Raw genomic sequence first — 25465 nt, 5'->3', positions numbered from 1 at the left:
ATGCAGCTGAGGCTCACAATGCCGGGGACGCTGCCCGTATGCGAGCCACTGGTAACTGCTCCAGGGAACCTACGTAAGGCCCTTCGCGTGAGAACGACGAAGCCAATACGTATAACAAACCTGAACCCTACCGGCCGCCCCCCACACAGGTCAAAACGCCCCTGCTTTCTCAGCCCCGCCGCACCCCACCCAGCCCCGCCGGCGCTTGAGGCGCGGGGGCCCGGGGGCAGCGCCCCCGCAACGGCGCCGCACGCCAAGCTCACCGCACCCGCTCGACCCTCCGCTCATCCCACACCGGCTCCGAACTCTCCCGCACCACCCCGTCCGACCCGAACACCAGATACCGGTCGAACGACTTCGCGAACCACCGGTCGTGCGTGACGGCCATCACCGTCCCGTCGTACACCTCCAGCCCGTCCTGCAACGCCTCCGCCGACTCCAGGTCCAGGTTGTCCGTCGGCTCGTCCAGCAGCAGAGCCGTCGTCCCCGCCAGCTCCAGCAGCAGGATCTGGAACCGCGCCTGCTGCCCACCCGACAGCCGCTCGAAGTCCTGGTCCCCCTGCCGCTCCAACTCGTACCGCCGCAGCACCCCCATCGCCCCGCCCCGGTCCTTGGCGTGCTCCGACCAGAGGATCTCCACCAGGGTCTTCCCCAGCAGCTCCGGATGCGCGTGCGTCTGGGCGAAGTGCCCCGGCACCACCCGCGCCCCGAGCTTCCACTCCCCCGTGTGCGCCACCGGCTCCCCCGCCAGCAGCCGCAGGAAGTGCGACTTGCCCGACCCGTTGGAACCGAGGACCGCGACCCGCTCCCCGTAATAGATCTCCAGGTCGAACGGCTTCATCAGCCCGGTCAGCTCCAGGTTCTTGCAGGTCACCGCCCGCACCCCGGTCCGCCCGCCGCGCAGCCGCATCTTGATGTCCTGCTCGCGCGGCGGCTCCGGCGGCGGCCCGGCCTCCTCGAACTTCTTGAAGCGGGTCTGCATCGCGTGGTAGCGGTTGGCCATGTCGGGGCTGTTCGCCGCCTGCTGCCGCATCCGCAGGACGAGCGCCTTCAGCCGGGCGTGCTCCTCCTGCCAGCGCCGCAGCAGCTCCTCGAAGCGCGCGAACCGCTCCTTGCGGGCGTCGTGGTACGTGGCGAAGCCGCCACCGTGCACCCAGACGTCACTGCCCGCCGGGCTCGGCTCGACGCTGACGATCTTCTCGGCGGCCCGGGACAGCAGCTCCCGGTCGTGGGAGACGAAGAGGACCGTCTTACGGGTCTCCTTCAGCTTCTCCTCCAGCCACCGCTTGCCCGGCACGTCCAGATAGTTGTCCGGCTCGTCGAGCAGCAGGACCTCGTCGGGCCCGCGCAGCAGCGCCTCCAGCACCAACCGCTTCTGCTCACCGCCACTGAGCGTGCGCACCTCGCGCCACTGCGCCTTCTCGTACGGGACGCCCAGCGCGGCCATGGTGCACATGTCCCAGACCGTCTCGGCCTCGTACCCGCGCGCCTCCGCCCAGTCGCTCAGCGCCTGCGCGTACGCCATCTGCGCGGCCTCGTCGTCGACGGTGAGAATGCGTTCCTCGGCCGCGTCGACGGCCTTCGCGGCCTCCCTGATCCTCGGCTGCGACACCGACACCAGCAGGTCCCTCACGGTCCGCTCGTCCCGCACCGAGCCCACGAACTGCGGCATCACACCGAGGCCGCCGCTCACCGACACCGTGCCGCCGTGCGGCTGGAGCTCACCGGCCAGCAGCCGCAGCAGGGTCGTCTTGCCCGCCCCGTTCGCCCCGACGAGCGCGACGACGGCCCCGTCGGCCACCCGGAACGAGGCATCGCCGAGCAGCACCCGCCCGTCCGGTAGGTAGTACTCCAGGTGGCCTGCTTCGAGATGTCCCATACAGAGCATTGTCACGGTCCGCGAAGCTCTGACCCAACCGGTTTACCGATAGCCCTAAACTGCGCGCATGAGCTTTGGGCAAGGGGGGGCCTCCTGGGGGCCCGGGGGCGACGGGACTCCGGACTGGGCGGCGCTGGCGGAGGAATCCGCGGCGCGCGCCCGCCGGAAGAAACTGCTGATGATCGGCGGCGGCGTGCTGGCCACCGTGGCGATCGGCGCGATCGTGACCACGGCCGTGGTCACATCGAACGGCGGCAAGGGCAAGGCCGACAAGAACGCGAGCCAACTGCCCGCACCCGCCGAGCTCCCCGAGGACACCTCGGCGCCCGAGCCCTCCTTCTCCTCGGTCGCACCGCCGCCCCCGCCGGACCCCAAGGAGTTCATATCGAGCGCCGAGAAGGACAAGGCGCCGATCACCGTCGACGGGTTCTTCCCCGGCAAGAAGCTCACGATGGGCGACCGCGTCCACCTCAAGGGCGCGACGAGCAGCTCAGCGAATTGCGCGAACGGCACCCAGGGCGCCCTCGGCTCGATCCTCGCGAACAACGGCTGCACCCAGCTCATCCGGGCCACCTACCGCAAGGACGGGGTGGCCGTCACCGTCGGCATCGCCGTCTTCGAGACGGAGGCCCGCGCGAAGAAGACCGCCGACCAGGCCTCGGGCGGCCTCGCCTCCCTCAGCGGCGGGGGCGTCGACACCTTCTGCCGGGGCGGCACGGTCTGCCTGCGCACCGCCAACTCCTACGGCCGTTACGCCTACTTCAGCGTCGGCGGCTTCCTGAACGGCAAGCGGGTCACCACCGCCGACAAGGACGTCTACGCGGTCAGCAAGGACCTCACGAACTTCGCCTTCCGCCAGATCCACCGCCGCGGCCAGCTCCAGGCCTCCCAGGCCGCGGCGGAACCCAACAGCTGACCCGACCGGAGTCCGGGCGGTCGGGGATCGGGGATCGGGGATCAGCAGCAGCCCGCCCCCGGCAACGTCCGTACGTTCCGGGCCTCTTCGGCCCGCGCCGCCAGCAAGTCGTCCGCCGGATACGCCACTTCCTCCAGCGTCAGCCCGTGCGGCCGCACCACATGCACCCCGGGATCGCGCACCTTCGCGGCCAGCACCTCGGCGGGCCAGGAGGCCGGCCGCCGCCCGTCGCCGACGAACAACGCCGCCCCGATCAGGGCCCGCACCATGTTGTGGCAGAACGCGTCCGCCTGCACGGTCGCCGTGAGGACCCCGGACTCCTCGTCCCGTACCCAGCTCAGCTTCTGGAGCGTACGGATGGTCGTCGCGCCCTCGCGCTTCTTGCAGTACGCGGCGAAGTCGTGCTCGCCGACCATCAGCGCGGCCGCCTCGTTCATCGCGTCCACGTCCAACGGCCGGTCGTGCCACAGCACATGACCACGCGTCAGCGGATCGACGCCACCGGGCCGGTCGCCGACGCGGTACGCGTACCGCCGCCACAGCGCGGAGAACCGGGCGTTGAACCCCGCCGGAGCGGGAGCCGCGCGCCAGATCCGTACGTCCAGCGGCAGCCGCCCGGCCAGCCGCCGCAGCAGCTTCTCTTCATGCTCGCCCCAGACCGCCTCCGGCAGATCCACATGGGCCACCTGGCCGCGCGCGTGCACCCCGGCGTCCGTGCGCCCCGCCACCGTCAGGTCGTACGTCACCGCCGAGCGGGTCACGGTCCGCAGCGCGTCCTCGATCTCGCCCTGCACCGTGCGCCGGCTGGTCTGCTTCGCCCAGCCGGAGAAGTCCTTGCCGTCGTAGGACAGGTCCAGTCGTACCCGTACGAAACCGGGCTCGGCCTCGTCACTCACCGCGTCTCCCTCTCCACACCCTGGTCAGCGAAACGGGCCCGCACCGCCCCGAAGGGTGATGCGGGCCCGTCCCGTGGTCGCTAAGACGCTCAGGCGTCCTTGGACTCCGCGTCGTCGGCCGGCTTGGCGTCCTCGACGGCCTCGGCCGCGGGGGCCTCGTCCTTCTTGAGGGCGTCTTCCTTGACCGCACGCTTCGTCGCGGCCTCGGCCTCACCGGTGGCCTGCTGGGCCACGGTCAGCGCCTCGACCAGCTCGATGACGGCCATCGGGGCGTTGTCGCCACGACGGTTGCCGATCTTGGTGATACGGGTGTAACCACCGGGGCGGTTCTCGTACCGGGGAGCGATCTCGGTGAAGAGCGTGTGGACGACGCTCTTGTCCGTGATCGTCTGGAGCACCAGGCGACGGTTGTGGATGTCGCCCTTCTTCGCCTTGGTGACGAGGCGCTCGGCGACGGGGCGCAGGCGGCGGGCCTTGGCCTCGGTCGTCGTGATGCGGCCGTGCTCGAACAGCGACTTCGCCAGGTTGGCGAGGAGCAGCTTCTCGTGCGCGGCGCTGCCGCCCAGACGGGCACCCTTGGCGGGACGCGGCATGGTGATTCTCCTTGTGTGCTGCACCGGCCGTATCAGGTACCGATGTCAGTTCCCGCAAGGCGGACGCCTCACGGAAGTCATAGCTGCCGGACGGCATTCAAGCCCGCCCGACGTTCGCGCCGGACATCAGCCAAATTCAAGCCCGTCCGACGTTCGCGCCGGACATCAGCCAAATTCAAGCCCGTCCGGCGATTGAGGACAAAGCCTCATCCCGGCACGGGGCACCCAGGAAACCCGGGCACCCCCGCCGGAGGCGATCAGTACTGCTCGGTCTCCACGAAACCCGCATCCGCATCGTCATCGGCGCCAAAGGCGTCCGCCGCGGCGGTCGGGTCGAAGCCGGGAGGCGAGTCCTTCAGCGCGAGGCCCATACCGGCCAGCTTCGCCTTGACCTCGTCGATCGACTTCGCACCGAAGTTGCGGATGTCGAGCAGGTCCGCCTCGGAACGCGCCACGAGCTCACCCACGGAGTGGATGCCCTCGCGCTTGAGGCAGTTGTACGAACGGACCGTGAGCTCCAGCTCCTCGATCGGCAGAGCCAGATCGGCGGCGAGAGCGGCGTCCGTCGGGGACGGGCCCATGTCGATGCCCTCGGCGTCGATGTTGAGCTCGCGCGCCAGACCGAACAGCTCGACCAGGGTCTTACCGGCCGACGCCATGGCGTCACGGGGACGCATGGCCTGCTTGGTCTCGACGTCGACGATCAGCTTGTCGAAGTCGGTGCGCTGCTCGACACGGGTCGCCTCGACCTTGTACGTGACCTTGAGCACCGGCGAGTAGATGGAGTCGACCGGGATCCGGCCGATCTCCTGGCCGACCTGCTTGTTCTGGACGGCGGAGACGTAGCCGCGACCGCGCTCGACGGTCAGCTCCATCTCCAGCTTGCCCTTGCCGTTGAGCGTGGCGAGAACGAGGTCGGGGTTGTGCACCTCGACACCGGCCGGGGGCGCGATGTCGGCGGCGGTGACCAGACCCGGGCCCTGCTTGCGCAGGTACATCACGACCGGCTCGTCGTGCTCCGAGGAGACGACCAGCTGCTTGATGTTGAGGATGAGGTCGGTCACGTCCTCCTTGACGCCCGGCACGGTGGTGAACTCGTGCAGGACACCGTCGATCCGGATGCTGGTGACAGCGGCACCGGGGATCGAGGAGAGGAGGGTGCGGCGGAGGGAGTTGCCGAGGGTGTAGCCGAAGCCCGGCTCCAGCGGCTCGATCACGAACCGGGAGCGGAACTCGTCGACGACCTCTTCGGTCAGCGACGGACGCTGAGCGATAAGCATGCGGTGATCCTTCAGTCGTGGGCACCCACTATTTGATGCCCGACAGATGTAACAAGGGTACGGGCGGTACGCCCCGTAAGAGGTGTACCGCCCGGACCCGGCGCTACTGACGCACGGCCGTCACCGGCCGTAGCGGGTCAGACGCGACGACGCTTCGGCGGACGGCAGCCGTTGTGCGGCGTCGGGGTGACGTCCTGGATCGAACCGACCTCCAGGCCGGTGGCCTGGAGCGAGCGGATCGCGGTCTCACGGCCGGAGCCGGGACCCTTGACGAAGACGTCGACCTTGCGCATGCCGTGCTCCTGCGCGCGGCGGGCGGCCGACTCGGCGGCCATCTGCGCGGCGAAGGGGGTGGACTTGCGCGAGCCCTTGAAGCCGACGTGGCCGGCGGAGGCCCAAGAGATCACGTTGCCCGAGGGGTCCGTGATCGAGACGATGGTGTTGTTGAACGTGCTCTTGATGTGCGCGTGGCCGTGAGCGACGTTCTTCTTTTCCTTGCGACGCACCTTCTTGGCTGCGCCCTGACGACCCTTGGGGGGCATGTCTTGACTCCAGATGGAGAGGGGAGGTGATCGGTCCTACAGCGAAGACCGCTGGTTGCTGCGGGTTCCGGGGAACCGGAGGTCCGCAGTGCGTCCGCTGAGGACTACTTCTTGCCCGGCTTCTTCTTACCGGCGATGGCGCGACGCGGGCCCTTGCGGGTACGCGCGTTCGTGCTGGTGCGCTGACCGTGGACGGGCAGGCCACGACGGTGGCGGATGCCCTGGTAGCAGCCGATCTCGACCTTGCGGCGGATGTTCGCCTGGACCTCACGGCGGAGGTCACCCTCGGTGCGGAGGTTGGCGTCCACGTGCTCGCGGATCTTGACGAGGTCTTCCTCGGCCAGGTCGCGAACGCGGGTGTTCGGGTTCACGCCGGTGGAGGCGAGGATCTCCTTGGACCGGGTGCGCCCGATACCGAAGACGTAGGTGAGGGCAACCTCCACGCGCTTTTCGCGCGGGATGTCAACACCTGAAACGCGTGCCATTCAATGGCTCCAGTTGTTAGATCGGGGGTCTTCCGCAGTGCCACTCCCGACCGCCGACCGCTCCTGAGGAGCAGTGGTACGTCCGGGTCCCCGGCCCCCGCCGGAGGTGTCGTCAGCCGTGGCTTGGACGGGCTCTGCGTATGTACGTATTACGTGCGTCGCGCGAAGAACTGCGAGATGCAGGCGGTCGTGCGTCAGCCCTGGCGCTGCTTGTGGCGCAGGTTGTCGCAGATGACCATGACCCGACCGTGACGGCGGATCACCTTGCACTTGTCGCAGATCTTCTTGACGCTCGGCTTGACCTTCATGGGATGTCAGGTTCTCCGGGTCAGTGCCATCACCCGCCGAAACGGGGTGCCGGCAAGATCTACTTGTAGCGGTAGACGATCCGGCCACGCGTCAGGTCGTACGGAGAGAGCTCCACCACAACCCGGTCATCGGGGAGGATACGGATGTAGTGCATCCGCATCTTGCCGCTGATGTGCGCCAGGACCTTGTGACCGTTCTGGAGCTCCACCTTGAACATTGCGTTCGGGAGGGACTCGATCACGGTGCCCTCAATCTCGATGGCACCTTGCTTCTTGGCCACGCTTCGCCCTTCGAATCGGCTACCTTGATCGGCTCCTGTTTCACCGGAGTGCCGCATACGGGCACACTGATGCACGAGAGCCGACGAGTCAGTCTACGTCAGCGGACTCCAAAAGACGAATCCGTCAAGTTTGCCCACTCCCGGTGATCCTTAGACCTACCGGAAGGGTTGCATCAGCCCAGCGGGTCGGGCGCGGCCGTGATCCCGTACTCCGCGAGCTTCGCCTTCCCGCAGTCCGGCGAGGTCAGGACCAGCGGGCCCTGCTCGGTCAGCGCGATGGAGTGCTCCCAGTGCGAGGACCAGGTGCCGTCCGTCGTGATGACCGTCCAGTCGTCGCTCAGGGTCTCCGTGCGGGCCGTGCCCAGCGACACCATCGGCTCGATCGCCAGGCAGACGCCCGGGACCAGCTTGATGCCCTTGCCGCGCTTGCGGGAGACGTAGTTCAGCAGGTGCGGGTCCATGTGCATCTCGGTGCCGATGCCATGGCCGCCGAAGTCCTCGATGATCCCGTACTTGCCGGTCGCCGGCCGGGGCTGGCGGCGGATGTAGGTCTCGATGGCCCGGGAGATGTCGACGAGGCGGTTGTTCGCCTTCATCGCGGCGATCCCGGCCCACATCGACTCCTCGGTCACCCGGGAGAGCTCGATCAGCTCCGGAGCGTGACCGGTGCCCACGAAGGCGGTGTAGGCCGCGTCACCGTGCCAGCCGTCCACGATCGCGCCGGCGTCGATCGAGATGATGTCGCCGTCCTTGAGAACGGTCTTCTCGTCCGGGATGCCGTGGACGACGACCTCGTTGACCGAGGTGCAGATGGTCGCGGGGAACCCGCCGTACCCGAGGAAGTTCGACTTCGCCCCGTGGTCGGCGATCACCTTCCGGGCGACCTGGTCCAGATCCCGCGTGGTGGCCCCGGGAACGGCCGCCTCACGGGTGGCGGCGTGAATGGCAGCGACCACCAGGCCCGCCTCGCGCATCTTCGCGATCTGCTCGGGGGTCTTGATCTGCACCATTGCTCGGCGCCTCTCTGCATCGACGGTGACGGGTACGGCTCGGCGTGTTCAACGATACGGGCGCAAGCAGTCGGCCGCGGCGCCCTGAGGCGCCGCGGCCGGCTTGCACTACGCGTGTGTGGTACGGGGGTGGGGCTCAGGCCTTGTCGGAGGCCTTGAGCGCCTCCATGGCGCGGGCGGTCACATCCGCGACCTTGCCCAGCGCGGAGATCGTCACCACGAGGCCCTGGGCCCGGTAGTAGTCGATGATCGGCTCGGTCTGCGTGTGGTAGACCTCCAGCCGGGTGCGGACGGTCTCCTCGCTGTCGTCGTCCCGCTGGTACAGCTCGCCGCCGCAGGCGTCGCAGACGCCCTCGGTCTTCGGCGGGTTGTACGTCAGGTGGAAGACGTGCGCGCTGTTGTTGCGGCAGACCCGGCGACCCGCGATCCGCTTCACGACCTCGTCCTCGGGGACCTCGAGATCGAGGACCGCGTCCAGCTTCACGCCCTCGTCCTTGAGCATCACGTCCAGGGCTTCGGCCTGGCCCACGTTCCGCGGGAACCCGTCCAGCAGGAAGCCGTTCACGGCGTCCGACTGGCCCATGCGGTCCTTGGCCATCCCGATGGTGACCTCGTCCGGCACCAGCTGCCCCGCGTCCATGTAGGCGCGGGCCTGCTTGCCAAGGTCGGTGCCCTGGCTGATGTTGGCGCGGAAGAGGTCGCCCGTGGCGATGTGCGGAATCGAGAGGTTCTGAGCAAGGTACGCAGCCTGCGTTCCCTTGCCGGCGCCCGGAGGCCCGACGAGGACGATTCGCATCAGCGGAGGAACCCTTCGTAATTGCGCTGCTGGAGCTGACTCTCGATCTGCTTCACGGTTTCCAGACCCACACCCACGATGATGAGGATGCTCGTCCCGCCGAACGGGAAGTTCTGGTTCGCACCGCCGAAGCCTGCCAACGCCATCGTCGGCACCAGAGCGATCAGGCCCAGGTACAGCGAGCCCGGCCAAGTGATCCTGTTGAGCACGTAGCTCAGATACTCGGCAGTAGGTCGACCTGCCCGGATACCCGGGATGAAGCCACCATACTTCTTCATGTTGTCGGCGACTTCGTCGGGGTTGAACGAAATGGCCACGTAGAAGAAGGCGAAGAACACGATGAGTACGAAGTACGTCGCGATGTAGTACGGGTGGTCACCGGTCACGAAGTTGTCCTGGATCCAGGTCGCCCAGCCTGCCTGGGAGTTGGAGAACTGGACGATCAGCGCCGGGATGTAGAGCAGCGACGAGGCGAAGATGACCGGAATCACACCGGCCTGGTTCACCTTCAGCGGGATGTACGTGGACGTACCGCCGTAGGACCGGCGTCCGATCATGCGCTTCGCGTACTGCACCGGGATCCGGCGCTGGGCCTGCTCGACGAAGACGACGAGGCCGACCATCACGAAGCCGATGAGGATGACGGTGCCGAACTCGATCCATCCGTCGGCCAGCTTGCCGCTCTCCTTGATGGCCCACAGGGCGCCGGGGAACGTGGCGGCGATCGAGATGAACATGAGGATCGACATGCCGTTGCCGATGCCGCGGTCGGTGATGAGCTCGCCGAGCCACATGACGGCGGCCGTACCGGCGGTCATGGTGAGGACCATGATGACCGTGGTGAAGACCGACTTGTCCGCGACGATCTGGTCGCCCACGGAGCAGTTCTGGAAGAGCGCACCGCTGCGGGCGGTGGCGACGAGGCCGGTGCCCTGGAGGACGGCGAGCGCGACTGTCAGATAACGCGTGTACTGCGTGATCTTCGCCGTGCCGGACTGCCCCTCCTTCTTCAGGGCTTCCAGGCGCGGGATCACGACGGTCAGCAGCTGGAGAATGATGCTGGCCGTGATGTACGGCATGATGCCGAGCGCGAAGATGGTGATCTGCAGAAGAGCGCCACCGCTGAACATCTGCATCAGACCGAGGAGACCACCCGAGTCGGCCTGGTCGATGCACTGCTGCACCTTCGAGTAGTCGACGCCCGGGGCCGGGATGTGCGCCCCGAGCCGGTAGATCACGATGATGCCGAGCGTGAAGAGCAGCTTCTTGCGCAGGTCGGGCGTCTTGAACGCTCGGGCGAACGCGGTGAACACGGTGCCTCCTGCGACCCCCGCGCTATGCGTCAGAGGCGACGGGTCTGGATGGGTCTGGATGGGATCGGGTACAAGGCAGCCCTACATCGTAAGGAGGCCACAAAAGATTAACGGCGCCACCCTACCCGGCCCGGGACTGAGCAGGAAACACGCGCCGCACACCGGTGCACCGCCCGTCTCCCGGCCCGCGCCGTGAAAGACCGGCCAAGCCACACCATTTGGGACGTGAACGACCTCGGACTCCCCCACCGCCGGTGCGGTGGACACTCGTTCAACCTTTCCCGAGCCTTTACGGTTCCCGTACAGCGCCGTAAACACGGAAAAGCCTGGCCGGCCACCTCCGAAGAGGCGGCCGGCCAGGCCCAGTTCTGTCCCGCGGCTCAGACGAGCTCGGTGACCGTACCGCCGGCGGCGGTGATCTTCTCCTTGGCGGAGCCGGAGACGGCGTCAACCGAAACCTGCAGTGCCACGGAGATCTCGCCCTGTCCGAGGACCTTGACGAGGTGGTTGTTGCGCACAGCGCCCTTGGCGACCAGATCGGCCACCGTGACCTCTCCACCCTCGGGGTAGAGCGTCGCGAGCTTGTCCAGGTTCACGACCTGGTACTCCGTGCGGAACGGGTTCTTGAAGCCCTTGAGCTTCGGGAGACGCATGTGGAGGGGCATCTGGCCACCCTCGAAGCGCTCCGGAACCTGGTAACGGGCCTTCGTACCCTTGGTACCACGGCCTGCGGTCTTACCCTTGGACGCCTCACCACGACCCACACGGGTCTTGGCGGTCTTGGCGCCCGGGGCAGGCCGGAGGTTGTGGGCCTTCAGCGGGCTGTTCTCCGCCATGTCAGTCAACCTCCTCAACCGTCACGAGGTGGCGGACGGTGTGCACCATTCCGCGGAACTCGGGGCGGTCCTCCTTGACAACCGAGTCGTTCAGGCGCTTGAGCCCGAGCGAACGCAGGGTGTCGCGGTGGTTCTGCTTGCTGCCGATGTACGACTTCGTCTGCGTGATCTTGAGGCGAGCCATTACGCACCCGCTCCCGCACGTGCACGAAGCAGAGCCGCGGGGGCGACGTCCTCGAGGGGCAGACCACGGCGGGCCGCGATCTCCTCGGGACGCTGCAGGCCCTGGAGGGCCGCCACGGTCGCGTGCACGATGTTGATCGCGTTGGACGAACCAAGCGACTTCGACAGGATGTCGTGAACGCCGGCGCACTCGAGCACGGCACGCACCGGGCCACCGGCGATAACACCGGTACCGGGGGAAGCCGGCTTGAGCAGGACGACGCCCGCAGCCTTCTCGCCCGTGATCGGGTGAGGGATGGTGCCCTGGATGCGCGGGACCTTGAAGAAGTTCTTCTTGGCCTCTTCGACACCCTTGGCGATGGCCGCGGGAACTTCCTTGGCCTTGCCGTATCCGACACCGACGGTGCCGTCACCATCGCCCACCACGACCAGCGCGGTGAAGCTGAAGCGACGACCACCCTTCACAACCTTGGCGACGCGGTTGATCGCGACGACACGCTCGACGTACGCGGTCTTCTCGGCGGCAGCGCCACCGTCACGGCCCTTCCGGTCCCGCCGCTCGCCGCCACCGGCACCGCTTCCGCGGCGCTGGGGTCCAGCCATTGGATTTACCTCTCTCTGTTACGTCCGCTGTGCGTAGGAACCGGGGCTTAGAACTTCAGCCCGGCTTCACGGGCGGCGTCAGCCAGAGCGGCAATCCGCCCGGCGTACTGGTTACCACCGCGGTCAAACACGACGGCCTCGACGCCTGCGGCCTTGGCGCGCTCGGCGACAAGGGCGCCGACCTGCTGGGCCTGGGCGCTCTTGTCACCCTCGCCACCACGGATCGAGGTGTCCAGGGTCGACGCCGACGCGAGCGTGTGGCCCGCGATGTCGTCGATGACCTGGGCCACGATGTGGCGGTTGGAACGCGTCACGACCAGACGGGGACGCTCCGGCGAACCCGACAGGTGCTTGCGGACGCGGATGTGGCGCCGCTTGCGAGCAGCGCGCTTGTACGCGTCGCCCTTGGCGATCTTCACACCGTATGCCATGGCTACTTACCAGCCTTTCCGACCTTGCGGCGGATGACCTCGCCCGCGTACTTGACGCCCTTGGCCTTGTACGGGTCGGGCTTCCGCAGCTTGCGGATGTTGGCGGCTACCTCGCCGACCTTCTGCTTGTCGATGCCCTCGACGCTGAGCTTCGTGGGCGACTCGACCTTGAAGGTGATGCCTTCCGGAGCCTCGATGAGGATCGGGTGGCTGTAGCCCAGGGCGAACTCCAGGTTGGAGCCCTTCGCCTGGACGCGGTAACCGACACCGCTGATCTCGAGCGCCTTGCTGTAACCCGTGGTCACACCGGTGATCATGTTCGCCACCAGCGTGCGGGACAGGCCGTGGAGGGCCTTGTTCTGACGCTCGTCGTTCGGGCGGGAGACGTTGAGCACGCCGTCCTCACCCTTGGAGACCTCGATCGGCGCGGCAACGGTGTGCGTGAGGGAACCCTTGGGGCCCTTCACGGCGACCGTACGGCCATCGATGGTGACGTCCACACCGGCGGGAACCTGGATGGGGAGCTTGCCGATTCGCGACATGAGCTTTCCTTCCTTTCCCGACTACCAGACGTAGGCGAGGACTTCCCCACCTACGCCCTTCTTGCCTGCCTGCTGGCCGGTCAGGAGGCCGTGGGACGTGGAGATGATCGCCACGCCCAGGCCGCCGAGAACCTTCGGCAGGTTGGTGGACTTTGCGTATACACGCAGACCCGGCTTCGAAATCCGCTTGATGCCGGCGATCGAGCGCTCGCGGTTCGGGCCGAACTTCAGCTCGAGGACGAGGTTCTTGCCGACCTCGGCGTCCTCGACCTTCCAGCCGGTGATGAAGCCCTCCTGCTGGAGGATCTCCGCGATGTGCGACTTGATCTTGCTGTGCGGCATCGAGACATCGTCGTGATATGCCGAGTTCGCGTTACGCAGACGCGTGAGCATGTCTGCGATGGGATCAGTCATGGTCATGAGTTGGCCTTCGGCCTCTCTCGCCGGGGTTTCCTGTATGCGCCATCCCTCTCCCCACTCAGTGGCGGGACGGGTGCGGTGCGGGGACCTACGGCGTAGTAAGTCGGTCTTGGGCGGCAGGCGCCCAACCCTTCAAGCCTACGGCATGAAAGGACGGGCTCCTGCCGACCCAGATGCTTACCGAGAGTCTCCGGAACTTCCCTTTGCCCGAGGGCGGAGGGGAGTTACCAGGAGCTCTTGGTCACGCCCGGCAGCTCGCCACGGTGAGCCATCTCACGAAGGCACACGCGGCACAGGCCGAACTTGCGGTAGACGGAGTGGGGCCGGCCGCAGCGCTGGCAGCGGGTGTACCCGCGAACGCCGAACTTCGGCTTACGGGCGGCCTTAGCGATCAGAGCCTTCTTCGCCACGGTCAGTTCTCCTTGAACGGGAAGCCGAGGTGACGAAGGAGGGCACGACCCTCGTCGTCGTTGGTCGCCGTGGTGACCACGGTGATGTCCATGCCCCGGACCCGGTCGATCTTGTCCTGGTCGATCTCGTGGAACATGACCTGCTCCGTGAGACCGAAGGTGTAGTTGCCACGGCCGTCGAACTGCTTCGGCGACAGGCCACGGAAGTCACGGATACGCGGAAGCGCGAGCGACAGCGTACGGTCCAGGAACTCCCACATCCGGTCACCGCGGAGGGTGACGTGGCAGCCGATCGGCTGGCCCTCGCGCAGCTTGAACTGCGCGATGGACTTGCGGGCCTTCGTGACGGCCGGCTTCTGGCCGGTGATCGTGGTGAGGTCCTTGACGGCACCGTCGATCAGCTTGGAGTCGCGGGCGGCGTCGCCCACACCCATGTTGACCACGATCTTGACCAGACCGGGAACCTGCATGACGTTCTCGTACGAGAACTCCTCACGCAGCTTGCCGGCGATTTCCTCGCGGTAGCGCGTCTTGAGACGCGGCGCAGTGGTGGCAGTCATCAGATGTCCTCACCGGTCCGCTTGGCAACGCGGATCTTGTTGCCCTCGTCGTCAAAGCGGTAGCCGACGCGGGTGACAACCTTGTTGCCGTCCTTCTCCACAACCAGCTGAACGTTGCTGACGTGGATCGGGGCCTCGGTGGTGACAATGCCACCCGTCTGCGAACCGCGAGCCGTCTGACCGGCCTTGGTGTGCTTCTTGACCCGGTTGACACCCTCGACGAGGACGCGGTCCTGAGCGGGGTAGGCCACGATGACCTTGCCCTGCTTGCCCTTGTCCTTACCGGTGATGACCTGAACCAGGTCGCCCTTCTTGATCTTCATGCTTACAGCACCTCCGGCGCGAGCGAGATGATCTTCATGAACTTCTTCTCGCGCAGCTCCCGGCCCACCGGGCCGAAGATGCGGGTGCCGCGGGGGTCGCCGTCGTTCTTCAGAATGACGGCGGCGTTCTCGTCGAAGCGGATGTACGAGCCATCCTGACGACGACGCTCCTTGACGGTGCGAACGATGACGGCCTTGACGACGTCACCCTTCTTCACGTTGCCACCGGGGATCGCGTCCTTGACGGTGGCGACGATGACGTCACCGATACCCGCGTAGCGGCGACCCGAGCCACCGAGAACACGAATGGTGAGAATTTCCTTCGCACCCGTGTTGTCGGCGACGCGCAGTCGCGACTCCTGCTGGATCACGTCTATCTCCTGATCGTCTGCCGGTTCCCGGCGGGTGCCTCTCCGTTACCGGGGAGGCACCCCACCGAGCCTGGCGGAACTGACCTGAGGGGAGAATCCCTCAGGAATTACTTGGCCTTCTCGAGGATCTCGACGATGCGCCAGCGCTTCGAGGCCGACAGCGGACGCGTCTCCATGATGATGACGCGGTCGCCGACGCCCGCAGAGTTCTGCTCGTCGTGGGCCTTGAGCTTGTTGGTACGGCGGATGACCTTGCCGTACAGCGCGTGCTTGACGCGGTCCTCGACAGCGACGACGACGGTCTTGTCCATCTTGTCGCTGACGACCAGACCCTCACGGGTCTTGCGGAAACCGCGGTCGGTGTTCGTCTCAGTCACAGTCTTCTCGCTCATCAGGCGCTCTCCACCGTCTCGATGCCCAGCTCGCGCTCACGCATCAGGGTGTAGATCCGGGCGATGTCCTTACGGACGGACTTGAGCCGGCCGTGGTTCTCGAGCTGGCCCGTCGCCGCCTGGAAGCGGAGGTTGAACAGCTCTTCCTTGGCTTCGCGGAGCTTGTTGAGGAGCTCCTCGTCGCCCAGCTCGCGCAGCTCGGACGCCTTGGTACCGGCCGACATCACGACTCACCTGCCTCGCGCCGAACGATCCGGCACTTCATCGGAAGCTTGTGAGCAGCGCGGGTGAGCGCCTCACGAGCAATCTTCTCGTTCGGGTAGGACAGCTCGAACATCACCCGACCGGGCTTGACGTTCGCGATCCACCACTCGGGAGAACCCTTACCGGAACCCATGCGGGTCTCGGCGGGCTTCTTCGTCAGGGGACGGTCCGGGTAGATGTTGATCCAGACCTTGCCGCCACGCTTGATGTGACGGGTCATCGCGATACGAGCGGACTCGATCTGACGGTTCGTCACGTACGCCGGGGTCAGCGCCTGGATGCCGTACTCGCCGAACGCAACCTGCGTGCCACCCTTGGACATACCGCTGCGCTTCGGGTGGTGCTGCTTGCGGTGCTTGACCCTACGGGGGATCAGCATTTCGGTCAGGCCTCCGTTCCGGTGCTCTCAGCAGCCGGAGCAGCGGCGGCGGGAGCGTCGGCCTTGGGGGCCTCGGCTGCCGGCGACTGCTGCGGCTTACGGCCGCGACCGCCACGCTCGCCACCACGGCCACCGCGGCCGGCCGGGCGGTCAGCGCCGCCACGAGCCGGACGGTTACCGGCGCGGGCCGCGGCGTTCTCGGCGCGAACCTCGGCGATGTTCTTGACGTCGCCCTTGTAGATCCAGACCTTCACGCCGATGCGGCCGAAGGTCGTCTTGGCCTCGAAGAAGCCGTAGTCCACGTTCGCACGGAGCGTGTGCAGGGGCACGCGGCCCTCGCGGTAGAACTCCGAGCGGGACATCTCGGCGCCGCCGAGGCGACCGCCGCACTGGATCTTGATGCCCTTGGCGCCGGCCTTCATCGAGCTCTGCATGCTCTTGCGCATGGCACGACGGAAGGAGACGCGGGAGGAGAGCTGCTCGGCGACGGCCTGGGCCACCAGCTGAGCGTCCACCTCGGGGTTCTTGACCTCGAGGATGTTCAGCTGGACCTGCTTGCCGGTCAGCTTCTCCAGCTCGCCGCGGATGCGATCGGCCTCGGCGCCACGGCGACCGATGACGATGCCCGGGCGGGCGGTGTGGATGTCAACGCGGACGCGGTCGCGGGTGCGCTCGATCTCGACCTTCGAGATGCCGGCCCGCTCCATGCCCTTCGTCATCATGCGACGAATGGCGACGTCTTCCTTGACGTAGTCCTTGTACAGCTTGTCGGCGTACCAGCGGGACTTGAAGTCCGTGGTGATGCCGAGCCGGAACCCGTGCGGGTTTACCTTCTGGCCCATTACCGGGTTCCTTCCTTGCTGCTGACGACCACGGTGATGTGGCTGGTCCGCTTACGGATCCGGTAGGCACGGCCCTGAGCACGCGGACGGAACCGCTTCAGGGTCGGGCCCTCGTCCACGTACGCCTCGCTGATGACCAGCGAAGAGGCGTCGGTGTGGTCGTAGTTGTGTGCAGCGTTGGCGATGGCGCTGTCCAGCACCTTGCCAACCGGCACGCTCGCGGCCTGCGGGGCGAAACGCAGGACCGCCTGAGCCTCCGTGGCATCCATGCCACGGATGAGGTCCACCACTCGGCGGGCCTTCATGGGCGTGACGCGGATGTACCGCGCCTGGGCCCTGGCTTCCATGGTTGTCCCTTCGGTGTAAGTCATAGTCGTTTCCACCCCGCGCTTAGCGGCGCTTCGACTTCCGGTCGTCCTTGACGTGGCCGCGGAAGGTGCGAGTCGGCGAGAACTCGCCGAGCTTGTGGCCGACCATCGACTCGGTGACGAACACCGGGACGTGGATCTTGCCGTTGTGCACCGCGATGGTGTGACCCAGCATGGCCGGGACGATCATCGAGCGACGGGACCAGGTCTTGATGACGTTCTTGGTGCCTGCCTCGTTCTGTACGTCCACCTTCTTGATGAGGTGGCCGTCGACGAAGGGCCCCTTCTTGAGACTGCGCGGCATCTAAACCCGCTCCTAGCGCTTCTTGTTCGTCTTGCGGCGGCGGACGATGTACTTGTTGCTCGCCTTCTTGGGAGAACGAGTACGACCCTCCTTCTGACCCCACGGCGAGACCGGGTGACGTCCACCGGAGGTCTTGCCTTCACCACCACCGTGCGGGTGGTCAACCGGGTTCATCGCGACACCGCGGACGGTCGGGCGAACGCCCTTCCAGCGCATGCGGCCGGCCTTGCCCCAGTTGATGTTCGACTGCTCGGCGTTGCCGACCTCACCGATCGTCGCGCGGCAGCGCGCGTCGACCAGGCGGATCTCACCCGACGGCATACGAAGGTGGGCCATGGTGCCCTCCTTCGCCAGCAGCTGCACGGAGGCACCCGCGGAACGGGCGAACTTCGCGCCGCCGCCGGGCCGCAGCTCGATGGCGTGGATGGTCGTACCGACCGGGATGTTGCGCAGCGCCAGGTTGTTGCCGGGCTTGATGTCGGCGGTCGGACCGTTCTCGACACGGTCACCCTGCGACAGGCCACGGGGAGCGACGATGTAACGCTTCTCGCCGTCCGCGTAGTGCAGCAGCGCGATGCGCGCGGTGCGGTTCGGGTCGTACTCGATGTGCGCGACCTTGGCCGGCACGCCGTCCTTGTCGTGACGACGGAAGTCGATCACGCGGTAGGCGCGCTTGTGGCCACCACCCTGGTGGCGAACGGTCACACGACCGGCGTTGTTACGGCCGCCCTTGCTGTGCAGGGGGCGGACCAGCGACTTCTCCGGCGTGGACCGCGTGATCTCGACAAAGTCGGCGACGCTGGAGCCACGACGGCCCGGGGTCGTCGGCTTGTACTTGCGGATACCCATTTCTCAGTCCTCGTCCGATTCCGGACGACTCGACCTCACTAGGAGGTCGGGCCGCCGAAGATGTCGATACGGTCGCCCTCGGCGAGGGTCACGATGGCGCGCTTCGTGTCGGCGCGCTTGCCGAAGCCGGTCTTGGTGCGCTTGCGCTTACCCTGCCGGTTGATCGTGTTGACCCCGGTGACCTTGACCGAGAAGACCGCTTCCACGGCCTGCTTGATCTGGGTCTTGTTGGAGCCGGGCGCGACGATGAACGTGTACTTGTTCTCGTCGAGCAGCGCGTAGCTCTTCTCGGAGACCACGGGCTTGACGAGAACGTCACGCGGGTCCGAGTACGTCTTGCTGGTAACGGTCGCCTCGCTCATCAGGCGTCGCTCCCTTCGGTCTCAGCGGTCTGGGGGCCAGACACGAAGGACTCGAAAGCGGCCTGGGTGAAGACCACGTCGTCAGAGACGATCACGTCGTACGTGTTGAGCTGGCCCGGCTCCAGGATGTGCACCTGGGGCAGGTTGCGCGCGGACAGCCACGCGGCCTCGTCGGCGCGGTCGACGACCAGGAGCAGGTTCTGGCGCTCCGAGATCTTGCCGAGCAGCGTCTTGGCGGCCTTCGTGGAGGCGGCACCCTCGACCACGCCGGTGACGACGTGGATACGGGAGTGACGGGCCCGGTCCGAGAGGGCACCGCGCAGGGCGGCGGCCTTCATCTTCTTCGGGGTCCGCTGCGAGTAGTCACGCGGCTGCGGGCCGTGGACGACGCCACCACCGGCGAACTGCGGGGCGCGGGTCGAACCCTGACGGGCGCGGCCGGTGCCCTTCTGGCGGTAAGGCTTCTTGCCACCACCGCGGACTTCGCCGCGGCGCTTGGTCTTGTGCGTGCCCTGACGGGCAGCCGCCAGCTGAGCGACAACGACCTGGTGGATCAGCGGAACGCTGGTCTTCGCGTCGAAGATCTCCGCGGGGAGGTCGACGGTACCGGCCTTGTCGCCTGCCGGCGAAAGGATGTCAATGGTGCTCATTACCTCAAGCCCCCTTGGCCGCGGTACGGACCAGGACGAGGCCGCCGTTCGGACCGGGGACCGCGCCCTTGATGAGGAGCAGACCCTTCTCCGCGTCAACCGCGTGGATGGTCAGGTTCTGGGTGGTGACGCGCTCGTTACCCATGCGGCCCGCCATGCGCATGCCCTTGAAGACACGCCCAGGGGTGGCGCAGCCACCGATGGAACCGGGGGAACGGTGCTTGCGCTGGGTGCCGTGCCCGGCGCCGAGGCCCTTGAAGTTGTGACGCTTCATGACACCGGCGAAGCCCTTGCCCTTGCTCTTGCCCGTGACGTCGACCTTGACGCCGGACTCGAACACCTCGGCAGTGACCTCCTGGCCCAGCGTGTACTCGCTGGCGTCAGGGGTGCGGAGCTCCACCAGGTGGCGGCGCGGGGTGACGTCGGCCTTGGCGAAGTGACCCTTGAGGGGCTTGTTCACCTTGCGCGGGTCGATCTCGCCGAAGGCGATCTGGACCGCTTCGTAGCCGTCGCTGTCGTTCGTACGGACCTGCGTCACGACGCACGGACCGGCCTTGACGACGGTCACCGGGACAACCCGGTTGTTCTCGTCCCAGACCTGGGTCATGCCGAGCTTCTCGCCCAGGACGCCCTTGATGTTCTTGCTCATCTCGGCCCGTCCCCTCAGAGCTTGATCTCGATGTCGACGCCAGCCGGCAGGTCGAGGCGCATCAGCGAGTCAACCGTCTTCGGCGTGGGGTCGAGAATGTCGATGAGGCGCTTGTGCGTGCGCATCTCGAAGTGCTCGCGAGAGTCCTTGTACTTGTGCGGCGACTTGATGACGCAGTACACGTTCTTCTCAGTGGGCAGCGGCACCGGGCCCGCGACCGACGCACCAGTGCGGGTCACCGTCTCGACGATCTTCTTCGCCGAGGAGTCGATGACCTCGTGGTCGTAGGCCTTGAGCCGGATGCGGATCTTCTGTCCCGCCATGGCTACTAGTAGTCCTGTCTCTCGTAACGCTCTGGAACCCGGGGGTTCTCTGGACTCCTCCTCCGACCCACGCGGTCGGGCGTGTCGCATCCCCTCTACGAAAATCTCCCGAAGGAGATCCCAACCAAGGGGGTGCGGACCCTGAGACCGCGGAACCGGGGGCGGAACACCCACCGGGTGCCTGGCCGGCGCCCTGCATTGCTTCCCGGAAGATTCCCGTACGTCCGGCCCTGGGGGCCGACGAGTACTGTGGGACTCGCTTCCGGTCCTCCCGGCGGGAGGCGCGCAGCATTGACACTCAACCGAGCAACCTGGTCAGTGTGCCATACGGGGCGCGGGCCTGGCCAATCGAGTCGGGAATCCTACCCCGGCCGAGCGAGTACTCAAACGCGGGCGCGCATCCGGCGGAGCCGAAGCCCCCACGGACCTGACGACACCGTCGACGCGTGTCCGGTGCGCAACCCCACGCCCTGACCGGGCAACCCGCCCGCCCCTCCCTCCGTCTACTCCCCCGCAGGCGCGGCTCGACCGCCGCTGACCTGCGCACGACCAAGGAGTACGCAGGACAGGGCGACCGTTCGCCCGCTGCGGGGGAAGCGGACGGAGTACGCGGCGTGACGGATCGATCTGCCCTGCCTCGGACAGACCTGCCCCGGCGTACCGGCCCGCCCCGGCGCACGGCTCTGCTCGCCGCCGGGGCCACCGCCGCGGCGGCCGCGCTCGCCGGATGTTCCGTGCCGGCGCCCCGCCGCCGGGGCCCGGTGCCCGATCCCGCGCCCGGGCTGGCGATCAGCAGGGCGCGGCGGGCGCTGCTGATGCAGCTGCTGGCCCACCCCGACGACGACCTCTACTTCATGAACCCGGACACCCGGGAGGCCCTCGACGCCGGGACGCCCGTGGTCTGCGTCTACCTCACGGCGGGCGAGGCCGACGGGCTGAACAAGGTTCCCGGGGCCCCGCGCCCGGCCCCCGACCGCGCCGCGTACTCCTCCGCCCGGCACCAGGGGCTGCGCCAGGCGTACGCCGAGCTGCTCGGGCTCGACCGGTTCACGCCCTGGCAGAAGTCCGTCATCTCCCTGCGCGGCGGCCACCGGGCCGAGCTGAACATCCTGGTCGACGGGGTGCGCCGGGTCGAGCTGGTCTTCCTGAACACCGCGATGCACACCGCGCGCGGCCGCCTCGGGCTGCCCAGTCTCTGGCAGGACCGCCGGCTCGTGCTGCGTACCGTCGTCGCCGACGACTCGCCGCTGGAGCGGGCCGGTTCCTACACGTACGACTCCCTCGTCGACGTTCTCGTGGGGCTGCTGGCGGAGTACCGGCCGACGCTCGTGCACACCCTCGACCCGGACCCCGACCTCCAGTTCAGCAGCGAGTACGAGCGCCGCCGGGACAGCGAGCAGCACGGGTACTCCGACCACGCCGACCACACCGCCGCCGCGAGCTTCGCCTGGGCGGCCCTGATCCGCTGGGTGGCGGCCACGACGGGGCGCGGGGAGCCGGTGCCCGGGTTCGTCGTCGCCTCGTTCCGCGGGTACTACAACCGGCACTGGCCCAAGAACCTGCCGCCCGCGGTGCTGGAGCGGAAGGCCGCCCACCTCGTCCCGTACGGCGGCGCCCCCGACTGGGAGTGCGGCAACCCGTCCGGCTGCGGCGACTACAACGTCGGCGGCGACCGGCCGCTGACCAACCGCAAGGGCTGGGTCCGCTCCACCCAGCACCGCTACCCGGGCCCCCGGGCCGTCGTCGCCGCCGCCCCGGACGGGCGGCTCACCGTCTACGGGGTGCTGGGGCTGCGGGCCGTGCGGTGGAGCGAGAGCGCGCCCGGCAGCGGGCTCCGGGACGCGCCGGACGACCTCGGCGGCGGTCCGCTCGCCCCGGTGCTGGGCTCCGCGACGACGGCGGACGGGCGGCAACTGCTGTTCGGGCTGCGGTTCGCGGCGCTCGGCGGACAGGGCACGCCCAACGAGCGCGAGATCGTGCTCCTGGAACAGCGCTCACCGGACGGCCCCTTCCTGGCCTGGCGGGGGCTCGGCAACCCCGCGGCGGGCCGCGACCACGGCCGCCGCATAGGGATACCGGTCGCCGTCACCGCACCGGACGGCCGCGTCCACCTCTTCGTACGCAACGCGGAGAAGGGGCTCAGCACCCGGGTGCGCGACGCGGTCACCGGCCGCTGGAGCGGCTGGCGCGACATGGGCGGCGGCGAGGTGCAGGACGGGCTGAGCGCGGTCGTGGACGCGGCGGGGCGCGTCCATGTGTACGCGGCCGGGCACCACGCCGTGCACCACTGGACCCAGGACGCCCCGGGCACCGATGTCACCGCCCGTACCCAGCTCACCGACTCCCCCGTTCCCGCGCACGCGCCCGGCGCACTCCCGGCGCCCGACGGGTCCGTGGAGCTGTACTACCGGCCGGCCGCACGGGAACGGCTCACCGCCGTCCGGACCGACCCCGCCCCCGCGCCCCGCTTCGGCGGGTACGGTCCGGTGACCGCCGCCGCCGCGCCGAGCGGCGGCCCGGTCCTGCTCGGCCGGACCGCGGAGGGCCGGATCCAGCTGCGTACCGCCGAGGGCACTGCCGTACGGTCGCAGGGCCCGGTCGCCCTGGACGGCGCGGCTCTCCACCTCGGGGCGGGCGGGCGGCCCGTCGTCGTGGGGTTCGGGCCGGACGGCGCGCCCTGGACCTGGCGGCCGTAGCAGCTGCCGCGCCCGGCCCAACTGCCGCCCCATAACGCCGCGTTATCCCCAAACGTTAGTACCCCGGCCTCGTCGCGCTCCGGCACCCTGTTGCCCACCATCCCCCACGGACACGCCCACCCAGCGTGTCGCGCGAAACGAGGAATCATGCGTATATCCAGACTCGTGCCCGCTGCCGCCGCCGCAGCGGCCTGCGTCCTCGCCCTCTTCGCACCGTCCGCCTCGGCCGCCCCCGAGGCTCCTCTGCAGGACGCCCCGCCCCCGACCACCCAGATCATCGGCGGCGGCCAGGCGACCAACGCCCCCTGGGCCGCGCGCCTCTTCTCGAACGGCCGCGAGACCTGTTCGGCGACGATCATCGCGCCGACCTGGATCCTCACCGCCAAGCACTGCGTCACCGGCGGCGGTCTGTCGTTCCGGATCGGCAGCCTCGACCAGCACAGCGGCGGTGTGGTCGCCAACGGCGTCCAGACGTACACCCACAGCGCGGACCTGGCCCTCGTCCGGCTGGACCGCTCGGTGCAGGCCACCTACTCCCGCCTCGGCCAGCCGGGCTCGGTCAGCGTCGGGCAGAGCGTCCAGGTCTGGGGCTGGGGCGCGACCTCGCAGTGCGGCTCGGAGGCGAACTGCCAGTCGCGCTACCTGAAGGTGGCCAACGTGACGGTCACCGGCGGCTGCGGTGACGCGTACGGCGGCTCGGCGATCTGCGCCCGCCGGGGCAACGGCATCACCGCCGGCGGCGACTCCGGCGGCCCGATGACGGCCAACGGCATCCAGGTCGGCGTCGCCTCCACCAGCGACCGCCAGACCACGACCGCGTACACCAACGTCACCGCCTACCGCTCCTGGATCCAGTCGGTCGCGGGCGTCTGACCGGACGCCCCACCCGGGACGGCGGGCACCTGACCGACCCGCCGTCCCCCTGAACCGTAGGGCCCCCGTACCTCTCCGCCCTGAGGTACCGGGGCCCTACAACCATGTCCGGCGCGGCCGCCCGTACGTACGTACGCCGAAGGGCCCCGCACCTCTTTCGAGGTGCGGGGCCCTTCTTGCAGCTCAGTGAGCCACCAGGTCCAAGGACCAAGCAGAAACTACTTGATGATCTTGGTGACCTGGCCGGCGCCCACGGTCCGGCCACCCTCACGGATGGCGAACTTCAGGCCCTCTTCCATGGCGACCGGCTGGATCAGCGCGACGTCCATGAGGGTGTTGTCACCCGGCATGACCATCTCGGTGCCCTCGGGAAGGGTCACAACGCCCGTCACGTCCGTGGTACGGAAGTAGAACTGCGGGCGGTAGTTGTTGAAGAACGGGGTGTGACGGCCACCCTCGTCCTTCGACAGGATGTAGGACTGCGCCTGGAACTCGGTGTGCGGGGTGACCGAGCCGGGCTTGATGATGACCTGGCCGCGCTCGACGTCCTCGCGCTTGATGCCACGGAGGAGCAGACCGACGTTCTCACCGGCCTGGCCCTCGTCGAGCAGCTTGCGGAACATCTCGATGCCGGTGACCGTGGTGGTGGTCTTCTCGGTCTTGATACCGACGATGTCGACGGTCTCGTTGACCTTCAGGACACCACGCTCGATGCGGCCGGTGACGACCGTACCGCGACCGGTGATCGTGAAGACGTCCTCGATGGGCATGAGGAACGGCTTCTCGACGTCACGCTCGGGCTGCGGGATGGCCTCGTCGACAGCCTTCATCAGGTTGAGGACGGACTCACCCCACTCCTTGTCGCCCTCGAGCGCCTTGAGCGCCGAGACCTTGACGACCGGAACGTCGTCGCCCGGGAACTCGTACTCGGAGAGGAGCTCACGGACCTCGAGCTCGACGAGCTCCAGGATCTCCTCGTCGTCCACCATGTCGGCCTTGTTCAGGGCGACGACGATGTAGGGGACGCCGACCTGGCGGGCCAGGAGGACGTGCTCCTTGGTCTGCGGCATCGGGCCGTCGGTGGCGGCGACCACGAGGATGGCGCCGTCCATCTGCGCGGCACCCGTGATCATGTTCTTGATGTAGTCCGCGTGACCGGGGCAGTCGACGTGCGCGTAGTGACGCGACTCCGTCTGGTACTCGACGTGCGCGATGGAGATGGTGATACCGCGCTGGCGCTCTTCGGGAGCCTTGTCGATCTGGTCGAAGGCCGAGGCCTCGTTCAGGTCCGGGTACGCGTCGTGCAGCACCTTGGTAATGGCGGCCGTGAGGGTCGTCTTACCGTGGTCGATGTGACCGATGGTGCCGATGTTGACGTGGGGCTTAGTCCGCTCGAACTTTGCCTTCGCCACTGGGGTCCTCCTGAGTGGTTCTGTACGCCTTGCTTCATCGGCGCCAGGTGATCTTTGCTGGGGTGCCGGGGCCGGGGGCATTTCGCACAGTGCTCGCGCGCTGTGCGAAATGCCCGCCCGGCTC

Annotated in this window: 36 protein-coding genes; 3 read left to right on the top strand and 33 right to left on the bottom strand. The window is 67.8% G+C overall.

The annotated features are described in order from the left end of the window. Positions 1-259: 259 nt before the first annotated feature. Entirely contained in the window at positions 260-1879 is a 1620-nt protein-coding gene (locus ACSMXR_RS22760) for an ABC-F family ATP-binding cassette domain-containing protein (RefSeq protein ID WP_137232468.1), read from the bottom strand. A 67-nt stretch (positions 1880-1946) separates the two neighbouring features. Here ACSMXR_RS22760 and ACSMXR_RS22755 point away from each other — a divergent pair, with 67 nt between their 5' ends. Next, positions 1947-2795, top strand: a complete 849-nt coding sequence (locus tag ACSMXR_RS22755) for a hypothetical protein (RefSeq protein ID WP_381852262.1) — start codon at positions 1947-1949, stop codon at positions 2793-2795. A 41-nt stretch (positions 2796-2836) separates the two neighbouring features. On the opposite strand, the gene truA is transcribed toward ACSMXR_RS22755, so the two are convergent. The 31 genes from truA to rpsJ form a co-directional block, all read right to left on the bottom strand. Then, positions 2837-3691, bottom strand: a complete 855-nt coding sequence (truA, locus tag ACSMXR_RS22750) for a tRNA pseudouridine(38-40) synthase TruA (RefSeq protein WP_137232470.1) — start codon at positions 3689-3691, stop codon at positions 2837-2839. A gap of 89 nt (positions 3692-3780) precedes the next feature. Continuing rightward, a complete protein-coding gene (gene rplQ / locus ACSMXR_RS22745) occupies positions 3781-4284 on the bottom strand; it encodes a 50S ribosomal protein L17 (protein WP_030628623.1) in 504 nt (167 codons plus the stop codon). Between the two features lie 257 nt (positions 4285-4541). Beyond that, complete coding sequence (locus ACSMXR_RS22740; RefSeq protein WP_003966937.1) at positions 4542-5564, bottom strand: DNA-directed RNA polymerase subunit alpha; 1023 nt, start codon at positions 5562-5564, stop codon at positions 4542-4544. A 137-nt stretch (positions 5565-5701) separates the two neighbouring features. Further along, positions 5702-6106, bottom strand: coding sequence for a 30S ribosomal protein S11 (rpsK, locus tag ACSMXR_RS22735; RefSeq protein ID WP_003956432.1), 405 nt, complete (start codon positions 6104-6106; stop codon positions 5702-5704). A 104-nt stretch (positions 6107-6210) separates the two neighbouring features. Then, complete coding sequence (rpsM, locus tag ACSMXR_RS22730; RefSeq protein WP_003966938.1) at positions 6211-6591, bottom strand: 30S ribosomal protein S13; 381 nt, start codon at positions 6589-6591, stop codon at positions 6211-6213. Positions 6592-6785: 194 nt separating this feature from the next. Continuing rightward, positions 6786-6899 carry a 50S ribosomal protein L36 gene (gene rpmJ / locus ACSMXR_RS22725; RefSeq protein ID WP_003956441.1) on the bottom strand — a complete coding sequence of 38 codons (114 nt, stop codon included), beginning with the start codon at positions 6897-6899 and terminating at the stop codon, positions 6786-6788. A gap of 59 nt (positions 6900-6958) precedes the next feature. Further along, complete coding sequence (gene infA, locus ACSMXR_RS22720; protein ID WP_003956442.1) at positions 6959-7180, bottom strand: translation initiation factor IF-1; 222 nt, start codon at positions 7178-7180, stop codon at positions 6959-6961. Positions 7181-7353: 173 nt separating this feature from the next. Beyond that, positions 7354-8190, bottom strand: a complete 837-nt coding sequence (map, locus tag ACSMXR_RS22715) for a type I methionyl aminopeptidase (RefSeq protein WP_218525077.1) — start codon at positions 8188-8190, stop codon at positions 7354-7356. Between the two features lie 136 nt (positions 8191-8326). Further along, entirely contained in the window at positions 8327-8986 is a 660-nt protein-coding gene (locus ACSMXR_RS22710; protein ID WP_137232472.1) for an adenylate kinase, read from the bottom strand. Next, the gene (secY, locus tag ACSMXR_RS22705) at positions 8986-10299 is read right to left on the bottom strand and encodes a preprotein translocase subunit SecY (protein ID WP_030084331.1); all 1314 of its coding nucleotides are present in this window, start codon (positions 10297-10299) and stop codon (positions 8986-8988) included. Before secY ends, ACSMXR_RS22710 begins: the two co-directional genes overlap by 1 nt. Before the next feature lie 380 nt (positions 10300-10679). Further along, entirely contained in the window at positions 10680-11135 is a 456-nt protein-coding gene (gene rplO, locus ACSMXR_RS22700) for a 50S ribosomal protein L15 (RefSeq protein WP_003966942.1), read from the bottom strand. A gap of 1 nt (position 11136) precedes the next feature. Further along, positions 11137-11319: a 50S ribosomal protein L30 gene (gene rpmD / locus ACSMXR_RS22695; protein ID WP_003966943.1), complete on the bottom strand. Its 183-nt coding sequence runs from the start codon at positions 11317-11319 to the stop codon at positions 11137-11139. Next, positions 11319-11921, bottom strand: coding sequence for a 30S ribosomal protein S5 (gene rpsE / locus ACSMXR_RS22690; protein ID WP_030084329.1), 603 nt, complete (start codon positions 11919-11921; stop codon positions 11319-11321). The genes rpmD and rpsE overlap by 1 nt, the downstream gene beginning before the upstream one ends. Before the next feature lie 47 nt (positions 11922-11968). Continuing rightward, the gene (gene rplR / locus ACSMXR_RS22685) at positions 11969-12352 is read right to left on the bottom strand and encodes a 50S ribosomal protein L18 (protein WP_003966945.1); all 384 of its coding nucleotides are present in this window, start codon (positions 12350-12352) and stop codon (positions 11969-11971) included. A gap of 2 nt (positions 12353-12354) precedes the next feature. Further along, a complete protein-coding gene (gene rplF, locus ACSMXR_RS22680; protein WP_093693506.1) occupies positions 12355-12894 on the bottom strand; it encodes a 50S ribosomal protein L6 in 540 nt (179 codons plus the stop codon). Between the two features lie 21 nt (positions 12895-12915). Beyond that, complete coding sequence (gene rpsH, locus ACSMXR_RS22675; protein ID WP_007446728.1) at positions 12916-13314, bottom strand: 30S ribosomal protein S8; 399 nt, start codon at positions 13312-13314, stop codon at positions 12916-12918. A 224-nt stretch (positions 13315-13538) separates the two neighbouring features. Then, entirely contained in the window at positions 13539-13724 is a 186-nt protein-coding gene (locus tag ACSMXR_RS22670) for a type Z 30S ribosomal protein S14 (protein ID WP_003948630.1), read from the bottom strand. Positions 13725-13726: 2 nt separating this feature from the next. Beyond that, the gene (gene rplE / locus ACSMXR_RS22665; RefSeq protein ID WP_003966948.1) at positions 13727-14284 is read right to left on the bottom strand and encodes a 50S ribosomal protein L5; all 558 of its coding nucleotides are present in this window, start codon (positions 14282-14284) and stop codon (positions 13727-13729) included. Next, positions 14284-14607 (bottom strand): 50S ribosomal protein L24, encoded by a 324-nt coding sequence (gene rplX / locus ACSMXR_RS22660; RefSeq protein ID WP_003966949.1) that lies wholly within the window; start codon positions 14605-14607, stop codon positions 14284-14286. Before rplX ends, rplE begins: the two co-directional genes overlap by 1 nt. 2 nt (positions 14608-14609) lie before the next feature. After that, positions 14610-14978, bottom strand: a complete 369-nt coding sequence (gene rplN, locus ACSMXR_RS22655) for a 50S ribosomal protein L14 (RefSeq protein ID WP_003966950.1) — start codon at positions 14976-14978, stop codon at positions 14610-14612. Positions 14979-15085: 107 nt separating this feature from the next. After that, positions 15086-15370 carry a 30S ribosomal protein S17 gene (gene rpsQ / locus ACSMXR_RS22650; protein ID WP_018960204.1) on the bottom strand — a complete coding sequence of 95 codons (285 nt, stop codon included), beginning with the start codon at positions 15368-15370 and terminating at the stop codon, positions 15086-15088. After that, complete coding sequence (gene rpmC / locus ACSMXR_RS22645; protein WP_003966952.1) at positions 15370-15594, bottom strand: 50S ribosomal protein L29; 225 nt, start codon at positions 15592-15594, stop codon at positions 15370-15372. Before rpmC ends, rpsQ begins: the two co-directional genes overlap by 1 nt. Beyond that, entirely contained in the window at positions 15594-16013 is a 420-nt protein-coding gene (gene rplP, locus ACSMXR_RS22640) for a 50S ribosomal protein L16 (protein WP_003966953.1), read from the bottom strand. Before rplP ends, rpmC begins: the two co-directional genes overlap by 1 nt. A gap of 5 nt (positions 16014-16018) precedes the next feature. Continuing rightward, complete coding sequence (gene rpsC, locus ACSMXR_RS22635; protein WP_007446736.1) at positions 16019-16855, bottom strand: 30S ribosomal protein S3; 837 nt, start codon at positions 16853-16855, stop codon at positions 16019-16021. Next, positions 16855-17202 (bottom strand): 50S ribosomal protein L22, encoded by a 348-nt coding sequence (gene rplV / locus ACSMXR_RS22630; protein WP_004571827.1) that lies wholly within the window; start codon positions 17200-17202, stop codon positions 16855-16857. Before rplV ends, rpsC begins: the two co-directional genes overlap by 1 nt. A 43-nt stretch (positions 17203-17245) precedes the next feature. Further along, positions 17246-17527, bottom strand: a complete 282-nt coding sequence (rpsS, locus tag ACSMXR_RS22625) for a 30S ribosomal protein S19 (RefSeq protein WP_003966956.1) — start codon at positions 17525-17527, stop codon at positions 17246-17248. 12 nt (positions 17528-17539) lie between these two features. Next, on the bottom strand, positions 17540-18376 hold the full coding sequence (rplB, locus tag ACSMXR_RS22620; protein ID WP_003966957.1) for a 50S ribosomal protein L2: 837 nt from the start codon (positions 18374-18376) through the stop codon (positions 17540-17542). Positions 18377-18414: 38 nt separating this feature from the next. After that, entirely contained in the window at positions 18415-18738 is a 324-nt protein-coding gene (gene rplW / locus ACSMXR_RS22615) for a 50S ribosomal protein L23 (RefSeq protein WP_014154589.1), read from the bottom strand. After that, entirely contained in the window at positions 18738-19388 is a 651-nt protein-coding gene (gene rplD / locus ACSMXR_RS22610) for a 50S ribosomal protein L4 (protein ID WP_003966959.1), read from the bottom strand. Before rplD ends, rplW begins: the two co-directional genes overlap by 1 nt. 4 nt (positions 19389-19392) lie before the next feature. Then, positions 19393-20037: a 50S ribosomal protein L3 gene (gene rplC, locus ACSMXR_RS22605; RefSeq protein WP_003966960.1), complete on the bottom strand. Its 645-nt coding sequence runs from the start codon at positions 20035-20037 to the stop codon at positions 19393-19395. A 14-nt stretch (positions 20038-20051) separates the two neighbouring features. Next, positions 20052-20360 carry a 30S ribosomal protein S10 gene (gene rpsJ, locus ACSMXR_RS22600; RefSeq protein WP_003948644.1) on the bottom strand — a complete coding sequence of 103 codons (309 nt, stop codon included), beginning with the start codon at positions 20358-20360 and terminating at the stop codon, positions 20052-20054. A gap of 614 nt (positions 20361-20974) precedes the next feature. On the opposite strand from rpsJ, the gene ACSMXR_RS22595 reads away from it, so the two are divergent. Both ACSMXR_RS22595 and ACSMXR_RS22590 read left to right on the top strand, forming a co-directional pair. Then, entirely contained in the window at positions 20975-23056 is a 2082-nt protein-coding gene (locus ACSMXR_RS22595; protein WP_473169789.1) for a PIG-L family deacetylase, read from the top strand. A gap of 147 nt (positions 23057-23203) precedes the next feature. Then, positions 23204-23929, top strand: coding sequence for a S1 family peptidase (locus tag ACSMXR_RS22590; RefSeq protein WP_137232473.1), 726 nt, complete (start codon positions 23204-23206; stop codon positions 23927-23929). Between the two features lie 218 nt (positions 23930-24147). Here ACSMXR_RS22590 and tuf read toward each other — a convergent pair whose 3' ends face one another. Further along, on the bottom strand, positions 24148-25341 hold the full coding sequence (tuf, locus tag ACSMXR_RS22585) for an elongation factor Tu (RefSeq protein WP_003966968.1): 1194 nt from the start codon (positions 25339-25341) through the stop codon (positions 24148-24150). Between the last annotated feature and the right edge of the window lie 124 nt (positions 25342-25465).

This window comes from Streptomyces sp. DSM 106670 (genome assembly GCF_055792845.1).
Note: the sequence above shows the minus strand (reverse complement) of the source record. Positions and strands in the feature narration are given on the sequence as shown.

Coding starts and splice junctions, on each gene's coding strand:
- ACSMXR_RS22760 (WP_137232468.1), bottom strand. CDS start 1,879: ATGGGACATCTCGAAGCAGGCCACCTGGAGTACTACCTACCGGACGGG.
- ACSMXR_RS22755 (WP_381852262.1), top strand. CDS start 1,947: ATGAGCTTTGGGCAAGGGGGGGCCTCCTGGGGGCCCGGGGGCGACGGG.
- rplQ (WP_030628623.1), bottom strand. CDS start 4,284: ATGCCGCGTCCCGCCAAGGGTGCCCGTCTGGGCGGCAGCGCCGCGCAC.
- ACSMXR_RS22740 (WP_003966937.1), bottom strand. CDS start 5,564: ATGCTTATCGCTCAGCGTCCGTCGCTGACCGAAGAGGTCGTCGACGAG.
- rpsK (WP_003956432.1), bottom strand. CDS start 6,106: ATGCCCCCCAAGGGTCGTCAGGGCGCAGCCAAGAAGGTGCGTCGCAAG.
- rpsM (WP_003966938.1), bottom strand. CDS start 6,591: ATGGCACGCGTTTCAGGTGTTGACATCCCGCGCGAAAAGCGCGTGGAG.
- rpmJ (WP_003956441.1), bottom strand. CDS start 6,899: ATGAAGGTCAAGCCGAGCGTCAAGAAGATCTGCGACAAGTGCAAGGTG.
- map (WP_218525077.1), bottom strand. CDS start 8,190: ATGGTGCAGATCAAGACCCCCGAGCAGATCGCGAAGATGCGCGAGGCG.
- ACSMXR_RS22710 (WP_137232472.1), bottom strand. CDS start 8,986: ATGCGAATCGTCCTCGTCGGGCCTCCGGGCGCCGGCAAGGGAACGCAG.
- rplO (WP_003966942.1), bottom strand. CDS start 11,135: ATGGCGGAGAACAGCCCGCTGAAGGCCCACAACCTCCGGCCTGCCCCG.
- rpmD (WP_003966943.1), bottom strand. CDS start 11,319: ATGGCTCGCCTCAAGATCACGCAGACGAAGTCGTACATCGGCAGCAAG.
- rpsE (WP_030084329.1), bottom strand. CDS start 11,921: ATGGCTGGACCCCAGCGCCGCGGAAGCGGTGCCGGTGGCGGCGAGCGG.
- rplR (WP_003966945.1), bottom strand. CDS start 12,352: ATGGCATACGGTGTGAAGATCGCCAAGGGCGACGCGTACAAGCGCGCT.
- rplF (WP_093693506.1), bottom strand. CDS start 12,894: ATGTCGCGAATCGGCAAGCTCCCCATCCAGGTTCCCGCCGGTGTGGAC.
- rpsH (WP_007446728.1), bottom strand. CDS start 13,314: ATGACCATGACTGATCCCATCGCAGACATGCTCACGCGTCTGCGTAAC.
- rplE (WP_003966948.1), bottom strand. CDS start 14,284: ATGACTGCCACCACTGCGCCGCGTCTCAAGACGCGCTACCGCGAGGAA.
- rplX (WP_003966949.1), bottom strand. CDS start 14,607: ATGAAGATCAAGAAGGGCGACCTGGTTCAGGTCATCACCGGTAAGGAC.
- rpsQ (WP_018960204.1), bottom strand. CDS start 15,370: ATGAGCGAGAAGACTGTGACTGAGACGAACACCGACCGCGGTTTCCGC.
- rpmC (WP_003966952.1), bottom strand. CDS start 15,594: ATGTCGGCCGGTACCAAGGCGTCCGAGCTGCGCGAGCTGGGCGACGAG.
- rplP (WP_003966953.1), bottom strand. CDS start 16,013: ATGCTGATCCCCCGTAGGGTCAAGCACCGCAAGCAGCACCACCCGAAG.
- rpsC (WP_007446736.1), bottom strand. CDS start 16,855: ATGGGCCAGAAGGTAAACCCGCACGGGTTCCGGCTCGGCATCACCACG.
- rplV (WP_004571827.1), bottom strand. CDS start 17,202: ATGGAAGCCAGGGCCCAGGCGCGGTACATCCGCGTCACGCCCATGAAG.
- rpsS (WP_003966956.1), bottom strand. CDS start 17,527: ATGCCGCGCAGTCTCAAGAAGGGGCCCTTCGTCGACGGCCACCTCATC.
- rplB (WP_003966957.1), bottom strand. CDS start 18,376: ATGGGTATCCGCAAGTACAAGCCGACGACCCCGGGCCGTCGTGGCTCC.
- rplW (WP_014154589.1), bottom strand. CDS start 18,738: ATGAGCGAGGCGACCGTTACCAGCAAGACGTACTCGGACCCGCGTGAC.
- rplD (WP_003966959.1), bottom strand. CDS start 19,388: ATGAGCACCATTGACATCCTTTCGCCGGCAGGCGACAAGGCCGGTACC.
- rplC (WP_003966960.1), bottom strand. CDS start 20,037: ATGAGCAAGAACATCAAGGGCGTCCTGGGCGAGAAGCTCGGCATGACC.
- rpsJ (WP_003948644.1), bottom strand. CDS start 20,360: ATGGCGGGACAGAAGATCCGCATCCGGCTCAAGGCCTACGACCACGAG.
- ACSMXR_RS22590 (WP_137232473.1), top strand. CDS start 23,204: ATGCGTATATCCAGACTCGTGCCCGCTGCCGCCGCCGCAGCGGCCTGC.